Origin of the sequence: Enhydrobacter sp., assembly GCF_030246845.1 — a bacterium.
In the GTDB taxonomy this organism is placed as follows: domain Bacteria; phylum Pseudomonadota; class Alphaproteobacteria; order Reyranellales; family Reyranellaceae; genus Reyranella.
This window is the reverse complement of the sequence record NZ_CP126889.1, coordinates 2317725-2333117: the sequence shown is the minus strand read 5'-3', so window position 1 is coordinate 2333117 and position 15393 is coordinate 2317725. Positions and strand designations below refer to the sequence as shown.

Genomic DNA, 15393 nt, shown 5'->3' with positions numbered 1-15393 from the left:
GGTTGCGTCCACTCATTTTTGGGGGTCGGACTTGCTGTCCAAGGGAACGCCGAAAAGCTCCAGCCGATGCCCGACCAGCCGGTATCCGGCCTTTTCCGCGATTCTCCGCTGCAGCTCCTCGATCTCGTCGTTGTGGAATTCCACAACCTTGCCGCTCTGAATGTCGATCAGATGGTCGTGGTGCTCGCTCGGCGTCTCCTCGTAGCGCGCGCGTCCGTCGCCGAAGTCGTGCTTGGCGAGAATGCCCGCCTCCTCGAACAGGCGAACGGTCCGATAAACGGTCGCGATGGAGATGTTGGGATCCACCGCGGTGGCACGCCTGTGCAAAGCCTCGACGTCCGGATGATCGGATGACTCGGAAAGCACGCGCGCAATCACACGGCGCTGGTCCGTCATCTTGAGGCCGCGCTCGACACACAGTGCTTCGAGCTTTGATTTCTGCTCAGACATGTCGAAACACCCTACACCGGCCGGCAGGCGCGGTATAGTTCGGGCCATGGCCAAATCTCTTCCCTCCGAGGCGGCGCACCAGGCCATCGACATTACCGGCGAGGTCTGCCCCATGACCTTCGTCCGTACCAAGCTGCGGCTGGAGCGCATGCAGCCCGGCGAGGTGCTGAGCGTCAGGCTGCGCGGCGAGGAGCCGCTGCGCAACGTTCCGCGCGCGGCGCGTGATGAGGGCCATATCATTCTGGGCATCGTCGCCGAAGGCGATGAACATGTCGTGACTATTCGCAAACGTTGATCAATCCAGGGCGAGGCGCATCACGACCGCGTCGGCGGCCCTCCGCCCCGGCCTGCTGTAGTAGGCAGGTCGGCCGCCGACTGTCTGGAATCCTGCCCGTCGATAGAGGGCGAGCGCGGCTGGATTGTCCGCCCCCACCTCCAGAAACAGGCGGTGCGCTCCACGCTTGCGGGCGAGAGCAACAATCAGTTCCAGCAGCGTGCGGCCCGCTCCCTGGCGGCGTCGATCCGTCCGCACGGCAATCGTCAACAGCTCCGCCTCGTCGGCTGCGATCCGACAGAGCGCGAAGCCGATCCCCGCTCCGCCTTGTTCCAGCAGGACGCCTGCAACGCCGGGAGCGGCCATCAATGCCGCGATCTCCTGCGCCGTCCAGCCTCGCTCGCCCAAGGGGGCGAAGGCATCGACATGGAGAGCCGAAACGAGGCCGGGATCGACGGCATCGAGCGGGCGATGTGAAAACGCGGCGGTCAATCGACGGTCCGCCGCTGGCCGTCCGGCAGGGTGATGTTGACGCCGCGGAGATAGAGCGGCCGCGGCAGGCCCTCGTCGCGATTGCGCGCACGCCACGCGGCGGCGCCCTGCGCAATCGCCAGTCGCGCCAGCACGACCGGATCGGGCAGGCTCGTCTCGGCCTCGACATCGAGGCCTGCTGCATCGAGCTCGGCCGCGAGAGACGTCGCCTGCGGTCCGATCACGCAGCTCGCACGGCCCTTCAGCCTTTCGGCCAGTGCGGCCGTCGTGGCAAGGAACGGTGCCTGGTCGTCCTCGTCGAGCGCGCAGAACCAGTCGCCGAGTTGGCTGTCGATTGCTGCCAGGGCGAGGCGCGAACCTTTCGGCGCCTGAGCGAGCAGCGTCGTCGTGGTGGAAAATCCCGCCAACGGGACATCGAGCGCGATGGCAAGTCCGCGCGCGGCGGCCAGGCCCACACGCACGCCCGTGAAGCTGCCGGGTCCGACCGTGACGGCGATCATCGACAGGGCGCGGCGATCGACTTCCGCGGCGCGCAGCAGGCGGGCGATCGCCGGCAGGAGGCGCGCCGCCTGCTCGCGACCGTCCTCGCGGTGGACTGCGAGAACCTCCTTGTCGCGCACGACGGCGAGGCCGAGACCGCTCACGGCACAGTCGAACGAAAGCACGAGAGTCATATCAAGCGCGGATCGCTGGCGCCTGAGGGCGCGGCTGGGCATTGTGCGGTCATGACGTTCGATCTCGTAGCGCCCGATTTGGTGGCCGTCGCCCCGCCCGACTTCGATGTCGACGTGACGCTGGCCTATGCGACCGAAGCCAATCTAACGGGCCGCCCGGTGTACCGGAATGCCGAATGCTGGCTGCGACGCGCGGCAGCCGAGAAGCTCGCGGCAGCGATCGCGCTCGCGAGGCCGCTCGGCTACCGCCTGCGCATCTTCGACGCGCTGCGGCCGGTCGAGGCGCAGTGGGCCTTGTGGAATGCCCGGCCGGATCCCGACTTCCTCGCCGATCCGCGCCGCGGCTCGCCTCATTCGCGCGGCGTGGCCGTCGACGTCACGCTCGTCGACGCCGAAGGGAAGGAACTCGACATGGGCACCGGCTTCGACGCCTTCACACCGCTCTCCCATCACGGCCGGACCGACATCCCGCCCGCCGCGCAACGCAACCGGCTGCTGCTGATGGGTCTCATGACCGCGGCCGGCTGGGACTTCTATCGCAACGAGTGGTGGCACTATCAGCTCTTCGACGCGCGCCGCTATCCGCTGGTGGCGGATGCCGACCTGCCGCGATCGATGATGCAGTCATGATGAAGCGTCAGAAGCTCGAGAGCTTGGCCTTGTCGAAGTCGGTGAGATCGTTCTCGCGCATGATCTTGCGCACGAAGTCGACATAGCTCTGGCCGAGCTCGGAATAGCGGGCGAGCTGGCCGATCAGACGATAGCCGTCCAGCGGCTGCCCCCGCGCCCGCATCGCCGCCCGCTCGGCGCGAAAGGCGGCATAGGCGGGATGGGAATTGAGGTTGTCGACATAGGCCTCGGTCGCCTCGCCGATATTGGCGAAAGGCTGCGGCATGCCATTGCCGGGCCGCCACGAGACCGTCACCGCGTGCTGCCCCGTCGACTGGATCTGGCCGAACAGCGCATTGCCCTCGCGGGCCGCGAAGGACGTGCCCCAGCCCGATTCGACGCCGCTCTGGGCGATCGCCATCGACGGCGGCACGATGTCGACACGCCGCACGAGCTGGTCGAGATCGCTCGAGCTGCTGTCGTAGCGCTCGGCGAGCTGCTCTAGCCACAGGCCCTCGTCCGGCGTGAGGCCGACCCCCGACTGGATCTTCTTGCGCAAATAGAGAAGCTGGTCGCGATCGGCCAGCACGCGCTGGTTGACGTCGAGGATCACCGGCAGAAGCGCGGTGATGAACAGTGCCTTGCGCAGGCTGCCATCCTTGCTGCCGAGATCCTCGGGCACTTTCTGGAGCTTGATCGGCGGCACCGCTTCGCCCTGCCGGACGTCGGTGAGGGTGTAGGCGACCTCGCGGAACGCGCCGGCGAGCTCGTCGGCGGTGCGCGGGTTGATGGGACGCAACTGGACCTGTCGACGCACGGCGTTGCCGGGAGCGGCGAAGCGGCCATGGCCGCCGAGGAAATCGTGCAGCCCGCCCGAGGCAGCCTGCTCAGGCTCGGGCGGCGCCGGCGCCACGAACGCAAGCTGTGTTGGAAAGGGCGTATGGGAGAGGAAGTTCGGCGGCTCGGCGGGATCCGCCGGCGGGCCGATGCGGGACGACAGGACGGCCATCGCATCCGCCGGCGGCACCGGATGCCGCAGGCTTACGCCGGTGGTGAACACCGCGAGCCACACGGCAGGGAATGCATAATGGCGGATCGACGACTGCATGCCTCGCTCTTCGGTAGTTGTCGAAGACAACGCGCTACCGTTCGCCGTTCCGGCCGGAACGGCGGCTGTTCTACGCTGAACGCTTGGGCTTGGGCCGGCCTACAGGGCCGCCTGAACCTCGACGACTTCCGGCACGTAGTGCTTCAGAAGGTTCTCGATGCCCATCTTGAGCGTGGCCGTCGAGCTGGGGCAGCCCGAACAGGATCCCTGCATGTGCAGGTAGACCACGCCATCCCGGAAATCCTGGAAGATGATGTCGCCACCGTCCTGGGCCACAGCCGGACGCACGCGCGTTTCGAGAAGTTCCTTGATCTGGGCAACGACCTCGTCGTCATCGTCGGCCGCGCCTTCGATGGCAGCGGCCTCGCCCGCGATCACGGGCTCGCCGGACGTGTAATGCTCCATGATCCCGCCCAGGATTGCCGGCTTCAACATCTGCCAGTCCCCGGCGGCGGCCTTGGTCACGGTCACGAAGTCGGCGCCCAGGAAGACGCGCTCCACGCCTTCGACCGCGAACAGCCTTTTGGCCAACGGGGACGACTGGGCCGCATCGACATCGGCGAAATCCACCGTGCCCTTCTCCATGACCACCCGGCCGGGAAGGAACTTCAAGGTCGATGGATTTGGCGTCTGCTCGGTCTGGATAAACAAACCTACCTCCTTGTCGAACGCGTGGGGCGGCAGGTCCGCTTGGCGTCGTTCGGGGTTAGGGATGGGACGTTGCCATCCCGCTTCGTGCGTCGGACGTAAGAACGCAAAATGGCAGGATCAAGTTCATTCTTGAGTGACTATGTATAAACATTACGTCAAATTCTATTATTAATATTATAATACAGCGGGTTATATTTTATATTCAAAGGGTCGCCGAATCTGCAGTGCGCATTGCAAACGGAAGTTCCCCAAGACTTGCTGAAAAAGAGTCGCATAAATTTCCGCATCTTGCACGCATAAACATGACGATCTTCATTTCTGAAGGATGGCGCTGATCTCCCGGAGCTGCGTGCGGGCGCGCAGAAGATAGAAGCCTTGGGCGGCCAGATGGTTGGGAATCAGCAAGCCGTCGGGATAGCCGTTCCAGACGATCCAGGGATCGAGCTCGGCCGCGACCCGGAAGGTGTCGACCATCTGATTCCAGGGATTGGTGAGGTCGCGGTCGCGGATCACGTTCTGGAAGTCCGACCCGAGCTCGCGCAACAGGAGGTAGTCGGCATAGAGCCGGCCCTTGTTGAAGTAGAAGATGTCGTCGCACTGGAAATCGAAGAGGTTGCCGGCCTGCTCGATGATGTGCCGGTCGGCAATGGCGGAGTCCGAGCCGATATCGTTGGCGATACGGTCGACCAGCGCCTGGAGATTGTCCGACCGGCGCTCGAACACCGCCTGTCCTGCCGCCAGCCGCTTGTTGTAGGCGATCAGCTTGTCCCGGCCGGCGCGGTACTTCTGCGCCGAGGTGGCCGACGGCATCAGCGAGACGCTGGGCTGCCAGATCCAGACGTTCGGCTGCTCGTTCAGGAAACCGCGCGCCTGCTCGAGGTCGCGGTCGACCTGGCTGGAACCGCGGGTACGGCCGACCTGGTCCATCATCTCGGTCGTGAAGCGGCCCAGCGCCGCCATGATGCCACGCTGGAAGTTCGGCATGTTGTCGAGGATTCCGGCCGGCAGGAAGAACGGCTGCATCGGCGCCCAGGTGTGGACGTCGACCTCGCGGGTCACGAGGTCGGCCGCCAAGGCCACGGCGCGGCTCTCCCCCGACGTCACGTTCTGCGGCCCGAACTGCGGATCGTCGTCGATGTTCTGCACGAACAGGGCGCCGATCGGGAAATAGATCACCAGCAGGACCACGACGATCCAGGCGGCCCATTTCCACGCCGATCGCCGGCGCGACGGCGCGGCAGCGGCCCAGGGCCGGCGGACACGGAATGTCCGCACCCCGTCCCACATCCGCCGCCAGCGCGAGCTCGGCGCAGGCGCCGTCCCCTGGTCCGGTTCGAAGGTCATGAGGCAGCTTAGCATCCGCCCGATGACGGAACAGTCCCGTCTGCCGTGACCCTCTTCTGCAAGTCGAGCCGGCGCGATTTCCCGCGCGGCGGAGACTCTCTACAGTGGCCTTGTCCCACGACGGCAATGGACGGAGGCGAAAGGAAATGGCGCTCGATCCTGAATCCCAAGGCCTGCTCGATGCGATGGCGGCGGCCAACCGGCCAGCCTGGCATACGCTTTCTCCCGCGGCGGCGCGCGAGCAGTATCTGGCGCTCAGGCCGAACGCCCAGGGACCGCGGCCCGATGGTGTCACGGTCGCCGAACGCTCGATCGAGGGTCCGGGCGGAAGCATCCCCCTCCGCCTTTATCGGCCCGAGCGCTCGGCCAGCGATGCGCGCCTGCCGGCGCTCGTCTATGCGCATGGCGGCGGCTGGGTATTCGGCAATCTCGACAGCCACGACGTGCTCTGCGCCCAGCTCGCCCTGGACGCCGGCATCGCGGTCGTCGCCGTCGATTATCGCCTCGCGCCGGAGACGCGCTTCCCCGGCGCCTTCGAGGACGTTGTGGCGGCGCTGCAGTGGGTCGCCGGCCAGGGCGGGTCGGTCGGCATCGACACGAGCCGGCTGGCGATCGGTGGCGATTCCGCCGGCGGCAACCTGGCGGCGGCCGTCTCCATCTGGGCGCGCGACAACAACGGCCCGACGCTCCGCATGCAGCTTCTCGCCTATCCCGTGACCGATGCCGCCGCACGCACCGACTCCTACCGACTCTTCCACCAAGGCTACGGCCTCGACGCGCCGGCGATGGAATGGTTCTTCGACCACTACACCCCCGACAAGGCGGCGCGGACGGACTGGCGCGTCTCGCCGCTGCGCGCGCCGTCGCTGGCCGGCCTGCCGCCGGCGCTGGTGATCACCGCCGGCTACGATCCGCTGCGCGACGAAGGCCGTGCCTATGCCTGGCGCCTGCAGAAGGAGGGCACGGTAGCCGATCTGGTCGAGTTCGGCGGCATGCTGCATGGCTTCCTCTCGTCGCCCATGCTCCTGCACGGCGCGCGGCGCGGCGCGACGGTCTGTGCCGGCGCGCTGCGTGAGGCGCTGGTGCTGCGCGGGCGACAATAACGACGCGTTACGCGGCAGCCTGCGTATCCAGCCAATCGGCGAAAAGACGCGCCTCGCGGCCGGCGCCCGGCGCGCAGCCGTAGTAGATCGACTGCAGCGGCAGGCGCAGCCGCGGCAGTGGACAGACCAGCCGTCCCTGAGCCACGTCGCCGCCGAGCAACGAGGTCGGCGTCAGCGCGACGCCGAGACCATCCACGGCGGCCTGCAGCACGAGGTGTATGTGGTCGAACTGCAGGCGCCGCGCCGGCTTCAATCGCGACAGGCCGAGATGCTGCCTCCAATCGTCCCAATCCTGCCGGCGTGACTTGCAGGCGAGCAGTACGTGCGCGGCCAGCGATGGCGCATCGCTCACAGCCTTTGCCTTCAACAGCGACGGCGCCATGACCAGGATCAATTCGTCCTCCAGGAAAGGTTGCACCTTGAAGGCCGGTGGCCAGCCCTCGACGCCCCGGCGGATCGCGATATCGAACGCCTCGGTCGCCTTCTCCGGCGAGAGCGTGCTGGTCACGAGCTGCGGCTCGATACGGGGATAACGCGCCACGAAATCCGGCAAACGCGGGATCAGCCAGCGAACGGCGAATGAGGGCCGTGCATTGATTCGCACTGCGCGCGCCGGCGGCCGCGCCATGACGGCCCGGACGGCACTGCCGACCTGTTCCAGCGCGGGACTGCTTTCGGCAAAAAGCTGCTGGCCCTCGGCGGTCAGGCTGATCTTGCGGATCTGCCGCTCGAACAGCGCGACGCCCAGGAATTCCTCGAGATTGCGGACTTGGCGGCTCACCGCGCCATGGGTGACATTGAGCTCGACCGCTGCACGCGAGAAGCTGCGATGGCGCGCCGCGACGAGGAATACACGCAACGCGTTGAGCGGCGGCAGGGAGGCGCCACGAGACATGCGTGAGTTTTTATCACGCATCACTGGAGATCACATCGTTTGTCATCCGACCGCAATGCTACGCATGGTGGGGTCATGTCGGTCTCGGAGTCTGCGTCGGTCCCTGCCCCCCGATCTCCCTCTTCCGCCGATCTGAACGCCCGCCATTCGGCTGCCGCCCTGGCGCTTGCCCTGCCCTCCGACACCGTCCTTTACCTTCTGCTGCCGATGTTCGCGCCGCAGTTCGGCGTTAGCGTCGCGGAGGCGGGCGTGCTGCTCGCCGCCAATCGGCTGGTGCGGATCGCGGGCTACAGCTGGGTGGCGCGCTTCTACGCGAGACGCGGCGATCGGCCGACCGATACGCTGGCCGTCGCGGCGTCGGCGATCTGTGCCTTGGGCTATGCGACCCTGTCGGGCTTCTGGCTGCTCCTGCCCGTGCGCCTGCTGTGGGGTCTCTCGTTCGCGGCGCTCAACCTCTCCACGCAGGCGATGGCGACCGCGGACGCCCGCGGCGCCTCACGCCGCTCCGGCCGTTCGCGGGCGATCATCGCAATCGGCCCGATGCTCGCGCTGCCGCTGGGCGCCGTGCTGGCCGAGGTCTGGGGACCGCGTGCGATCTTCTTCGTGCTTGCCGTCGTCGCCGTCGCCGGACTTGCGGTGACGCGGCGGCTGCCCAGCGCGCCGCATCCGGTGCCGCCGACAAGGCGGCGCGTTACCCTTCCTGGCAGCCTCGATATCTGGTCGTTCCTCGAAGGCTTCACGCTCGACGGACTGTTCGTGATCGGCCTCGCCTATCTCGGCAAGGATCTGCTGCCGGGCGGCGCCGTGATCGCCGCGGCGCTCCTGATGGCGCTGCGCTATTTCTCGGAGATCGTGCTGAGCCCGACCGGCGGGCACATGGCCGAGCGCCTGGGCGCCGAGCGCCTGCTGGTCGGCTTGTCGATGATGACGGCGCTGGCGCTGGTCGGCTTCGGCGCGGGCTGGCTGTGGACCTGCGCCGCCGCCATCGTCGTGCTGCGCGCGCTGCAGCTACCGCTGGTACCGCCCATCGTGGCACAGCGCACGCCGGGCCCCCGGCGCGTCCACGCGCTGGCGACCCGCGCGGTCTGGCGCGACATCGGCGCCGGCACCGGTCCGATGGTCGCCGGCCTCCTGCTGCCCGTCGCCTCACCCTTCTGGCTCTACACGGTTTCCGCCGCCTGCCTTGCGCTCTCGGCGCTGGCATGCGTGCGGCGGTAGACGTTCTAGTCCGCGAAGAACCAGTCGGGATCGCGCAGGCCGATCCAGCGGCCGGCGGCGGGATCGAAGCGCCAGCCGAAGCGGCTGACGTGCGGATTGCCGGGCGCGTCGGTGTACTCCACGCGCACGGTGAAGAAGAGGTTCTCGTCCTCGAAGGCCGGCACCATGTGCGGGCCTTCCTGGCGCAGCCGGCTGCGCAGCTCGTCGTCGAGGGTGGCGACGCAATCCTTCCATTCGCGGCCCTCGCCCAGCGCCGTGCCGCTCAGGTGATCGTAGTCGCGCAGCTTCACAGCCGGGCGCAGGCCGGTGCTGAAGGCGGCGTCCATCAACTGCACGATGGCCGGCGCACGGCCGTAGTTGACGACGGTGAAGCGCACATGCGGCACGCTGTAATGCCCGTCCGAGGCATGGATCCAGGGTGAGATGTCGACGAACACCCACGGCCTTTCGAGCTCGCCGAGCGCGCGGCTCGCGATCGTCGTCTGCTCCTTGGAGGCCGACCACAGCTTCTCGGTCGCCGCGCGCAACGCCTCGGCGGAACGCAGCAGGGCGTAAGCGAAGACAGCGATGAAGATCGCGGCGATGGCGGCGATCGCCGCACCGAAGTCGTTGATCGACTTCATCGCGTTCCAGATCACCACGAGGGCGATCGGATAGGAGCCGCACGTCGCCTGGCCGGTGAATTCGTTCCGGGTGCAGATCATGCCGCGCATCGGCACCAGCACCGAAAACAGCACCACGGCGGCCACGACGAGTGCCAGAACGAGAAGAACCGTCAGATACCTGTAGCCAGCCGCGCTCATCGCCTCGAATCGCCTGCCCGAAAGGAACGATCATTTTCTACACGTTCCCGGCTGGCGATCCCGGACGTCCGTCATTCCCGACGTCATTGACTCACTTTTGTCACTGTCCGTTCCTGCCCCGTACCGGCGTCAGGGCCGGCGACGCTACCGAAACACATCCTTGCGGTGGCGGACCTCGGCGAAGACCTCGACAGGGTCGGCGCCCAACAGACCGACGGCCTTCTGCACCGACGGTACGTCGGCTCGCAGGAAAGGGTTGGTTTCCTTCTCCTCGCCCAACAGAGACGGCACGGTAGCCTCGCCGCGGGCGCGCGCGGCATCGATGCCGGCTGAACGTGCGGCGAGTCGCTGATTGTCGGTCTCGACCGTAAGCGCGAAGCGGGCGTTGGACTGCGTATATTCATGCGCGCAGTACACCCGCATGTCGTCGGGCAAGGCGCGCAGGCGGCTGAGCGACGTCCAGAATTGCTGCGGCGTGCCTTCGAACATCTTCCCGCAGCCGAGAGCAAACAGCGTGTCGCCGCAGAACAGCGCCCGCTGGTCACGAAACGCATAGGCGATGTGGCCGCTGGTATGGCCCGGCACGAAGAAGATCTCCGCCTCGGCCTCGCCGAAACGGTAGCGGTCGCCGTCGTCCACCTCGACGTCGATGCCCGGGATACGCGCCCGATCCGCGCGAGGGCCCACAATCGTGCAGCCGGTCGCGGCCTTGATCTCGCGGTTGCCGCCGACATGGTCACCATGGTGATGGGTGTTCAGGATATGGGTGATCTTCCAGTCCCGCTTCCCGGCCTCGGCCAGGACCGGGGCCGCCACCGCGGGATCGACCACGCCCACGCAACCGGACTGCGGCTCGCGCATTAGCCAGATGTAGTTGTCGCTCAGGACAGGGATTCGGACGATTTCCAGAGTGGTGCTCACGGGACTCTCACAAGGGGTGGTGTCGGGGTGCAACGTTAGCAAAGCTCCCTTGCGGCCGTCACGGCCTCTGCCGCGCTTGCCCTGCATGGCTCGGGCCCCAAGGTTTCTGCTAGGATAAGCATATGTGGACGGATGTCCTCGATCTCAACGAGTTTTACAGCACCACGCTGGGCCAGATGACGGTGCGCCTGCTGCGCAGTCGGCTTCGCGAGGTCTGGCCGAACGTGCGCGGCGAGACGATGCTGGGGCTGGGCTATGCCGCGCCCTTCCTGCGTCCGTTCATGGACGAGGCCGCTCGGGTGATGGCTTTCATGCCGGCACAGCAGGGCGTGACGCGCTGGCCGCGCGAGGGCAACAACCATACGGCACTGGTCGACGAGATGGATCTTCCTCTGCCTGATCGTTCGGTCGATCGCGTGCTTTTGGTCCATGCCATCGAATGCACCGAGCAGGTGCGGCCGATGCTGCGTGAGATCTGGCGCGTGATGGCCGATGGCGGCCGGCTGATCACCGTGGCGCCGACACGTGCCGGTCTATGGTCGCAGATCGACCGCTCGCCGTTCTATCAGGGCCATCCGTACTCAGCGGGCCAGGTGGCGAGCCTGTTGCGCGCCAACATGTTTGCCCCGCTGCGCCAGACGCGCGCCCTCTATATGCCGCCCACCCATTCGCGACTCGCGCTGCGCATGGCGCCCACCGTCGAGCGCTTCGGCCGGCGCTGGCTTGGCCGGTTCGCGGGCGTGAATGTGATCGAGGCCGGCAAGCAGCTCTACGCCGGCATCGCCGAGCGCCATACGCCCGCCCTTGCCGTGGTGCGGCCCAAGCTCCGCATCGCTTCACAGCGCGACACCCACGCCGCCCGCAACACCCACAACAAGGACGGCGAAGCGCCCGCCTCCTGATGCCGATCCCGCCTCGCGTCATCGCCCTGCTCGGCTTCGGCGAGGCAGGTTCTGCCATCGCACGTGGCCTCGCCGTCGAGGGCGGCTGGCGCGGACCATCGCAGCCCGGCGACAACGCGCCTCGCCGCCTGATCGCGATCGACACCGCACTCGACAAGGATGCGCGCGGCACCGCACTCGGCAGGGAAGCGCGACGCCTCGATGTTGCAATCGAGGGAATCTACACCGACGCCTTGCGGGAAGCGGATCTCGTGATCTGCGCAGTGCAGGGCGAGCACGCGCTCGAAGCGGCGAAAGCAGCCGCTCCCTTCCTCAAGAACGGCGCGCACTACCTCGACCTCTGCACGGTCACCGGCAGCATGTCGGACGATGATCGGGCGCCCATCGAAGCCGCGGGTGGCCGCTATGTCGACGTCGCGGTGATGGGCGGCTTCTTCAAGCAGGGCATCAGGGCGCCGATGCTGGTGGCAGGCGAGGATGCTGCGGCCATGGTGGACTGGATGAACGCCAACGGCTTCGACGCCGAGTTGCTGGGGCCCAGGCCCGGCAGCGCCTCGTCGGTGAAGATGCTGCGCAGCACGCTGATCAAGGGGCTGGAGGCGCTGGGCGTCGAGGCCCTGGTCGCTGCGCAGCGCCAGGGAATCCTGCAGGAGGTGCTGGGCTGCCTGTCCGATGCCGACTCCATGCTCCTGCGCGACTTCATCGCCATGCTGGTGCAGACCCATGTCGTGCATGCCCAGCGGCGCTGGGAGGAGATGGGCCTGGTCGCCCGGACGTTGCGCGAGACGGGCGTCGAGCCGCTGATGACCGAGACCATCGAGCGCAGCCACCGGCGCACCGTCGATGCCGGCGTCGCACCCGCTGACGGCAAGGTGCCGGGCCTCGAGGAGGCACTCGCCATCCTGTCGGAGAAGGTGATCTGTGGACGATGAGGTTCCGGGCGGGGACGTCTTCCACCGGCTCGTGGCGCTGCTGACCGAGGCCGAGGCGAAGTTCAGGGTGATCGAGCACGAAGCCGAAGGCCGATCCGAAAAGATCAGCACCATCCGCGGCAACCGGCCCGACCAGGCAGCCAAGGCGATGGTGCTCGACCTGCGCGGCGGAGGCGGCGGGCGGCGCCACGTGCTGGCGGTCCTGTCCGGCAACCGCAAGCTCGACTTCGAGGCCGTCGCTGCCCTGTTCGGAGCCCGCAAGTGCGGTTTCGCCTCGCCGCAAACGGCGCAGGCACTGACGGGCTGCGTCATGGGTGCGGTGCCGCCGTTCGCCCTCAATTCCGATCTTGCCATCGTGGCCGACGAGGATCTTCTCCAGAACGAGTCGGTATTCTTCAACGCCGGCCGCCTCGACCGATCGATGGAGCTTCGAACCGGGGATTGGCTCGTGGCGGCGAAGCCGCGCGTGGCGAAGATCGCAGCCCGTGCCTGAGTGGCGCCTCGGCCAACGAGCGAGGCGGATTTCGAGCCGCTGCTGGCGTTCGAGGCCCGCTATGAGCGGTCCGGCCGGCCGACATAGGACGTTGCAAGCGAGAAGGAGGAGCCAGTCATGGAGATCGCCATTCCCAGCGCCGCCAACATCAGCCTGTTCATCGGCGCCGCGCTGGTGCTGCTGCTGATCCCCGGACCGGCCGTGCTCTATATCGTCGCGCGCTCGATGGAGCAGGGGCGGCTCGCGGGCTTCGTCTCGGATCTGGGCATCCACACCGCGACGCTGGTCCACATTCTCGCGGCGGCGCTCGGCCTGTCGGCCCTGCTGGCGTCGTCTGCGCTCGCCTTCAGCATCGTGAAGTACGCGGGCGCCGCCTATCTCGTCTGGCTCGGCCTCAAGAAGATATTCGGCCATGCCGATGCTCCCGCCGGCGACGAGACGCTGGTGCGCCACAGCCATGCGCGACTTTTCCGCGACGGCTTCATCGTCAACCTGCTCAATCCCAAGACGGCCCTGTTCTTCTTCGCGTTCCTTCCGCAGTTCGTCGATCCCGAGCGCGGCCACCTGGCCATGCAGATCGCCTTCCTGGGCCTGCTGTTTGCCCTCCTCGGCCTCGTCACCGATGGCTGCTATGCCCTCGTGGCCGGCACTGCAGGCCGCTGGCTGAAGCACAGCCGGCGCTATCTCGGCATCGAGCGCTACGTGAGCGGCACCCTGTTCATCGGCCTCGGCCTGGCCGCGGCGCTCGCCGGCCACCGGAAGAACTGATCCGAGCGGCTAATCCCGCCGCAGCATGAACACCGCCTGCTCGCCGAACAGGTTGGCGAGCAGCGGTGGCATATGGATGGGCCGGCTCTTGCTGTTCAGCACGATGGCGCGCTCGACATGCACGCCCATGTCGCGGCAGAGCGCGCGAAAATCGTCGATGCTGCAAAGATGGATGTTGGGCGTGTCGTACCACTTGTAGGGCAGCGATAGGGTCTCCGGCATCCGGCCGCCGAACACCAGGCGCAGCCGGACCTGCCAGTGCGCGAAGTTGGGGAACGACACGATCGCCCGCTTGCCCACGCGCAGCATCTGGCGCAGCACCTCGCGCGGCTCGCGCGTAGCCTGCAGCGTCTGGCTCAGGATCACGTAGTCGAAGGCATCGTCGGGATAGTCACGAAGATCGGCGTCGGCGTCGCCCTGGATCACCGACAGGCCGCTCGCGACGCAGGCATTGACGCCCGCCTGGCTCAGCTCCATGCCGCGGGCGTCGACCCGCTTGAAGCTCATCAGATAGGCGAGCAGCGAACCGTCGCCGCAGCCGACATCGAGGGCGCGCGTTTTCGGCTCGACCATGTCGGCGATGAGCTGCAGGTCGACACGGATCGCGGCGGCACTCACGACACGTCTCCGAGGCCGCGGACCAGCGCGGCCCCCTGCAGGAAGCCCTGCAGCGTGCGGAACATTTCGGGTTCGTCGAGCAGAAAGGCATCGTGGCCCTTGTCGCTCTCGATCTCGACGAACGACACGTTGGCCGCGGCAGCATTGAGCGCATGCACGATCTCGCGGCTCTCGCGCGTCGGGAACAGCCAGTCCGAGGTGAAGGACATCAGGCAGAAGCGCGTGGGCGTTCCGGTGAAGGCCTTGGCCAGCACGCCGTCATGCGCCGCCGCCAGGTCGAAATAGTCCATGGCGCGCGTGATGTAGAGGTAGGAATTGGCGTCGAAGCGATCGACGAAGGTCGAGCCCTGGTGGCGCAGATAGCTCTCGACCTGGAAGTCGGCGTCGAAACCGAAGCCCAGCGCGTCGCGGTTCTGCAGCGAGCGGCCGAACTTGCGCTGCAACGCGCGCTCGGAGAGATAGGTGATGTGCGCGGTCATGCGCGCCACCGCGAGCCCGCGCGCCGGCATCGTACCATGCAGGCGGTAGTCGCCGCCCTTCCACTCGGGATCGGCCATGATGGCCTGGCGGCCGACCTCGTGGAAGGCGATGTTCTGCGCCGAATGGCGCGCGGCGCAGGCGATCGGCACGGCGGAGAAGACTCGCTTCGGATAGCTCGCGGTCCATTCCAGCACCTGCATGCCGCCCATCGAGCCGCCGATCACGCAGAACAGGTCCGGTATGCCGAGATGGTCGAGCAGCGCAGCCTGCGCGCGCACCATGTCGCCGACGGTGACGACCGGAAAGCGCAGGTTCCACGGCTGGCCGGTCGCCGGCTCGAGCGCCGTCGGCCCCGTGCTGCCCATGCAGCCGCCCAGGACATTGGCGCAAATGATGAAGTAGCGCGTCGGGTCGATCACCTTGCCGGGCCCGACCAGCGAGTCCCACCAGCCCGGCTTTCCCGTCACGGGATGGCGCTCGACCACGAACTGATCACCGGTCAGCGCGTGGCAGATCAGGATGGCATTCGACTTGTCGGCGTTCAGCCGGCCATAGGTCTGGTAGGCCATGCGATAGGGACCGAGCTCGACGCCGCAATCGAGCCGCAGCGGTCGCTGCCGGCCCAGCACCGCCTGGTGACATCGGTCCAGAGCCTTGC

General features: G+C 67.2%; 19 protein-coding genes. 8 read left to right on the top strand and 11 right to left on the bottom strand.

Annotated features, from left to right (window positions below; all coding sequences use genetic code 11):
- Positions 1-12: 12 nt before the first annotated feature.
- Positions 13-450 (bottom strand): Fur family transcriptional regulator, encoded by a 438-nt coding sequence (locus OJF58_RS11695; RefSeq protein ID WP_300784459.1) that lies wholly within the window; start codon positions 448-450, stop codon positions 13-15.
- On the opposite strand from OJF58_RS11695, the gene OJF58_RS11690 reads away from it, so the two are divergent.
- Positions 449-745, top strand: coding sequence for a sulfurtransferase TusA family protein (locus OJF58_RS11690; RefSeq protein ID WP_366526830.1), 297 nt, complete (start codon positions 449-451; stop codon positions 743-745). The genes OJF58_RS11695 and OJF58_RS11690 overlap by 2 nt on opposite strands.
- Here OJF58_RS11690 and rimI read toward each other — a convergent pair whose 3' ends face one another.
- Complete coding sequence (rimI, locus tag OJF58_RS11685; RefSeq protein WP_300784455.1) at positions 746-1216, bottom strand: ribosomal protein S18-alanine N-acetyltransferase; 471 nt, start codon at positions 1214-1216, stop codon at positions 746-748.
- Positions 1213-1890 (bottom strand): tRNA (adenosine(37)-N6)-threonylcarbamoyltransferase complex dimerization subunit type 1 TsaB, encoded by a 678-nt coding sequence (gene tsaB, locus OJF58_RS11680; protein ID WP_300784453.1) that lies wholly within the window; start codon positions 1888-1890, stop codon positions 1213-1215. The genes rimI and tsaB overlap by 4 nt, the downstream gene beginning before the upstream one ends.
- A gap of 51 nt (positions 1891-1941) precedes the next feature.
- Between tsaB and ddpX the strand changes: the two genes are divergently transcribed.
- Entirely contained in the window at positions 1942-2520 is a 579-nt protein-coding gene (ddpX, locus tag OJF58_RS11675; protein ID WP_300784451.1) for a D-alanyl-D-alanine dipeptidase, read from the top strand.
- A gap of 7 nt (positions 2521-2527) precedes the next feature.
- On the opposite strand, the gene OJF58_RS11670 is transcribed toward ddpX, so the two are convergent.
- The 3 genes from OJF58_RS11670 to OJF58_RS11660 form a co-directional block, all read right to left on the bottom strand.
- Positions 2528-3607 (bottom strand): glucosaminidase domain-containing protein, encoded by a 1080-nt coding sequence (locus OJF58_RS11670; RefSeq protein ID WP_300784449.1) that lies wholly within the window; start codon positions 3605-3607, stop codon positions 2528-2530.
- A 99-nt stretch (positions 3608-3706) separates the two neighbouring features.
- Positions 3707-4258 carry a NifU family protein gene (locus tag OJF58_RS11665; RefSeq protein WP_300784448.1) on the bottom strand — a complete coding sequence of 184 codons (552 nt, stop codon included), beginning with the start codon at positions 4256-4258 and terminating at the stop codon, positions 3707-3709.
- 312 nt (positions 4259-4570) lie between these two features.
- Complete coding sequence (locus OJF58_RS11660; protein ID WP_300784447.1) at positions 4571-5602, bottom strand: DUF2333 family protein; 1032 nt, start codon at positions 5600-5602, stop codon at positions 4571-4573.
- A gap of 146 nt (positions 5603-5748) precedes the next feature.
- Here OJF58_RS11660 and OJF58_RS11655 point away from each other — a divergent pair, with 146 nt between their 5' ends.
- A complete protein-coding gene (locus tag OJF58_RS11655; RefSeq protein ID WP_300784446.1) occupies positions 5749-6705 on the top strand; it encodes an alpha/beta hydrolase in 957 nt (318 codons plus the stop codon).
- Between the two features lie 7 nt (positions 6706-6712).
- On the opposite strand, the gene OJF58_RS11650 is transcribed toward OJF58_RS11655, so the two are convergent.
- The gene (locus tag OJF58_RS11650; RefSeq protein ID WP_300784445.1) at positions 6713-7600 is read right to left on the bottom strand and encodes a LysR substrate-binding domain-containing protein; all 888 of its coding nucleotides are present in this window, start codon (positions 7598-7600) and stop codon (positions 6713-6715) included.
- 75 nt (positions 7601-7675) lie between these two features.
- On the opposite strand from OJF58_RS11650, the gene OJF58_RS11645 reads away from it, so the two are divergent.
- The gene (locus tag OJF58_RS11645; RefSeq protein ID WP_300784444.1) at positions 7676-8818 is read left to right on the top strand and encodes an MFS transporter; all 1143 of its coding nucleotides are present in this window, start codon (positions 7676-7678) and stop codon (positions 8816-8818) included.
- A gap of 5 nt (positions 8819-8823) precedes the next feature.
- Here OJF58_RS11645 and OJF58_RS11640 read toward each other — a convergent pair whose 3' ends face one another.
- Entirely contained in the window at positions 8824-9621 is a 798-nt protein-coding gene (locus tag OJF58_RS11640) for a hypothetical protein (RefSeq protein ID WP_300784443.1), read from the bottom strand.
- Positions 9622-9765: 144 nt separating this feature from the next.
- Positions 9766-10629: a hydroxyacylglutathione hydrolase gene (gene gloB / locus OJF58_RS11635; protein ID WP_300784441.1), complete on the bottom strand. Its 864-nt coding sequence runs from the start codon at positions 10627-10629 to the stop codon at positions 9766-9768.
- Positions 10630-10664: 35 nt separating this feature from the next.
- Here gloB and OJF58_RS11630 point away from each other — a divergent pair, with 35 nt between their 5' ends.
- The 4 genes from OJF58_RS11630 to OJF58_RS11615 all read left to right on the top strand — a co-directional run bounded on the left by OJF58_RS11630 (position 10665) and on the right by OJF58_RS11615 (position 13637).
- Complete coding sequence (locus tag OJF58_RS11630) at positions 10665-11444, top strand: methyltransferase domain-containing protein (RefSeq protein WP_300784440.1); 780 nt, start codon at positions 10665-10667, stop codon at positions 11442-11444.
- Positions 11444-12376: a DUF1932 domain-containing protein gene (locus OJF58_RS11625; RefSeq protein WP_300784439.1), complete on the top strand. Its 933-nt coding sequence runs from the start codon at positions 11444-11446 to the stop codon at positions 12374-12376. Before OJF58_RS11630 ends, OJF58_RS11625 begins: the two co-directional genes overlap by 1 nt.
- Positions 12366-12869, top strand: a complete 504-nt coding sequence (locus OJF58_RS11620; protein ID WP_300784438.1) for a YbaK/EbsC family protein — start codon at positions 12366-12368, stop codon at positions 12867-12869. The genes OJF58_RS11625 and OJF58_RS11620 overlap by 11 nt, the downstream gene beginning before the upstream one ends.
- Before the next feature lie 117 nt (positions 12870-12986).
- Positions 12987-13637 carry a LysE family translocator gene (locus tag OJF58_RS11615; RefSeq protein WP_300784436.1) on the top strand — a complete coding sequence of 217 codons (651 nt, stop codon included), beginning with the start codon at positions 12987-12989 and terminating at the stop codon, positions 13635-13637.
- A gap of 9 nt (positions 13638-13646) precedes the next feature.
- On the opposite strand, the gene metW is transcribed toward OJF58_RS11615, so the two are convergent.
- Together metW and OJF58_RS11605 are read right to left on the bottom strand one after the other, a co-directional pair.
- Entirely contained in the window at positions 13647-14255 is a 609-nt protein-coding gene (metW, locus tag OJF58_RS11610; RefSeq protein ID WP_300784435.1) for a methionine biosynthesis protein MetW, read from the bottom strand.
- The gene (locus OJF58_RS11605) at positions 14252-15385 is read right to left on the bottom strand and encodes a homoserine O-acetyltransferase (protein ID WP_300785252.1); all 1134 of its coding nucleotides are present in this window, start codon (positions 15383-15385) and stop codon (positions 14252-14254) included. The genes metW and OJF58_RS11605 overlap by 4 nt, the downstream gene beginning before the upstream one ends.
- Between the last annotated feature and the right edge of the window lie 8 nt (positions 15386-15393).

Bases quoted from the DNA above. Each gene is read 5' to 3' on its own strand.
- OJF58_RS11660 (WP_300784447.1), bottom strand. From the start codon at position 5,602: ATGACCTTCGAACCGGACCAGGGGACGGCGCCTGCGCCGAGCTCGCGC.
- OJF58_RS11625 (WP_300784439.1), top strand. From the start codon at position 11,444: ATGCCGATCCCGCCTCGCGTCATCGCCCTGCTCGGCTTCGGCGAGGCA.
- gloB (WP_300784441.1), bottom strand. From the start codon at position 10,629: ATGCAGGGCAAGCGCGGCAGAGGCCGTGACGGCCGCAAGGGAGCTTTG.
- tsaB (WP_300784453.1), bottom strand. From the start codon at position 1,890: ATGACTCTCGTGCTTTCGTTCGACTGTGCCGTGAGCGGTCTCGGCCTC.
- OJF58_RS11690 (WP_366526830.1), top strand. From the start codon at position 449: ATGTCGAAACACCCTACACCGGCCGGCAGGCGCGGTATAGTTCGGGCC.
- OJF58_RS11640 (WP_300784443.1), bottom strand. From the start codon at position 9,621: ATGAGCGCGGCTGGCTACAGGTATCTGACGGTTCTTCTCGTTCTGGCA.
- OJF58_RS11650 (WP_300784445.1), bottom strand. From the start codon at position 7,600: ATGTCTCGTGGCGCCTCCCTGCCGCCGCTCAACGCGTTGCGTGTATTC.
- OJF58_RS11630 (WP_300784440.1), top strand. From the start codon at position 10,665: ATGTGGACGGATGTCCTCGATCTCAACGAGTTTTACAGCACCACGCTG.
- ddpX (WP_300784451.1), top strand. From the start codon at position 1,942: ATGACGTTCGATCTCGTAGCGCCCGATTTGGTGGCCGTCGCCCCGCCC.
- OJF58_RS11655 (WP_300784446.1), top strand. From the start codon at position 5,749: ATGGCGCTCGATCCTGAATCCCAAGGCCTGCTCGATGCGATGGCGGCG.
- OJF58_RS11645 (WP_300784444.1), top strand. From the start codon at position 7,676: ATGTCGGTCTCGGAGTCTGCGTCGGTCCCTGCCCCCCGATCTCCCTCT.
- OJF58_RS11615 (WP_300784436.1), top strand. From the start codon at position 12,987: ATGGAGATCGCCATTCCCAGCGCCGCCAACATCAGCCTGTTCATCGGC.
- OJF58_RS11695 (WP_300784459.1), bottom strand. From the start codon at position 450: ATGTCTGAGCAGAAATCAAAGCTCGAAGCACTGTGTGTCGAGCGCGGC.
- OJF58_RS11670 (WP_300784449.1), bottom strand. From the start codon at position 3,607: ATGCAGTCGTCGATCCGCCATTATGCATTCCCTGCCGTGTGGCTCGCG.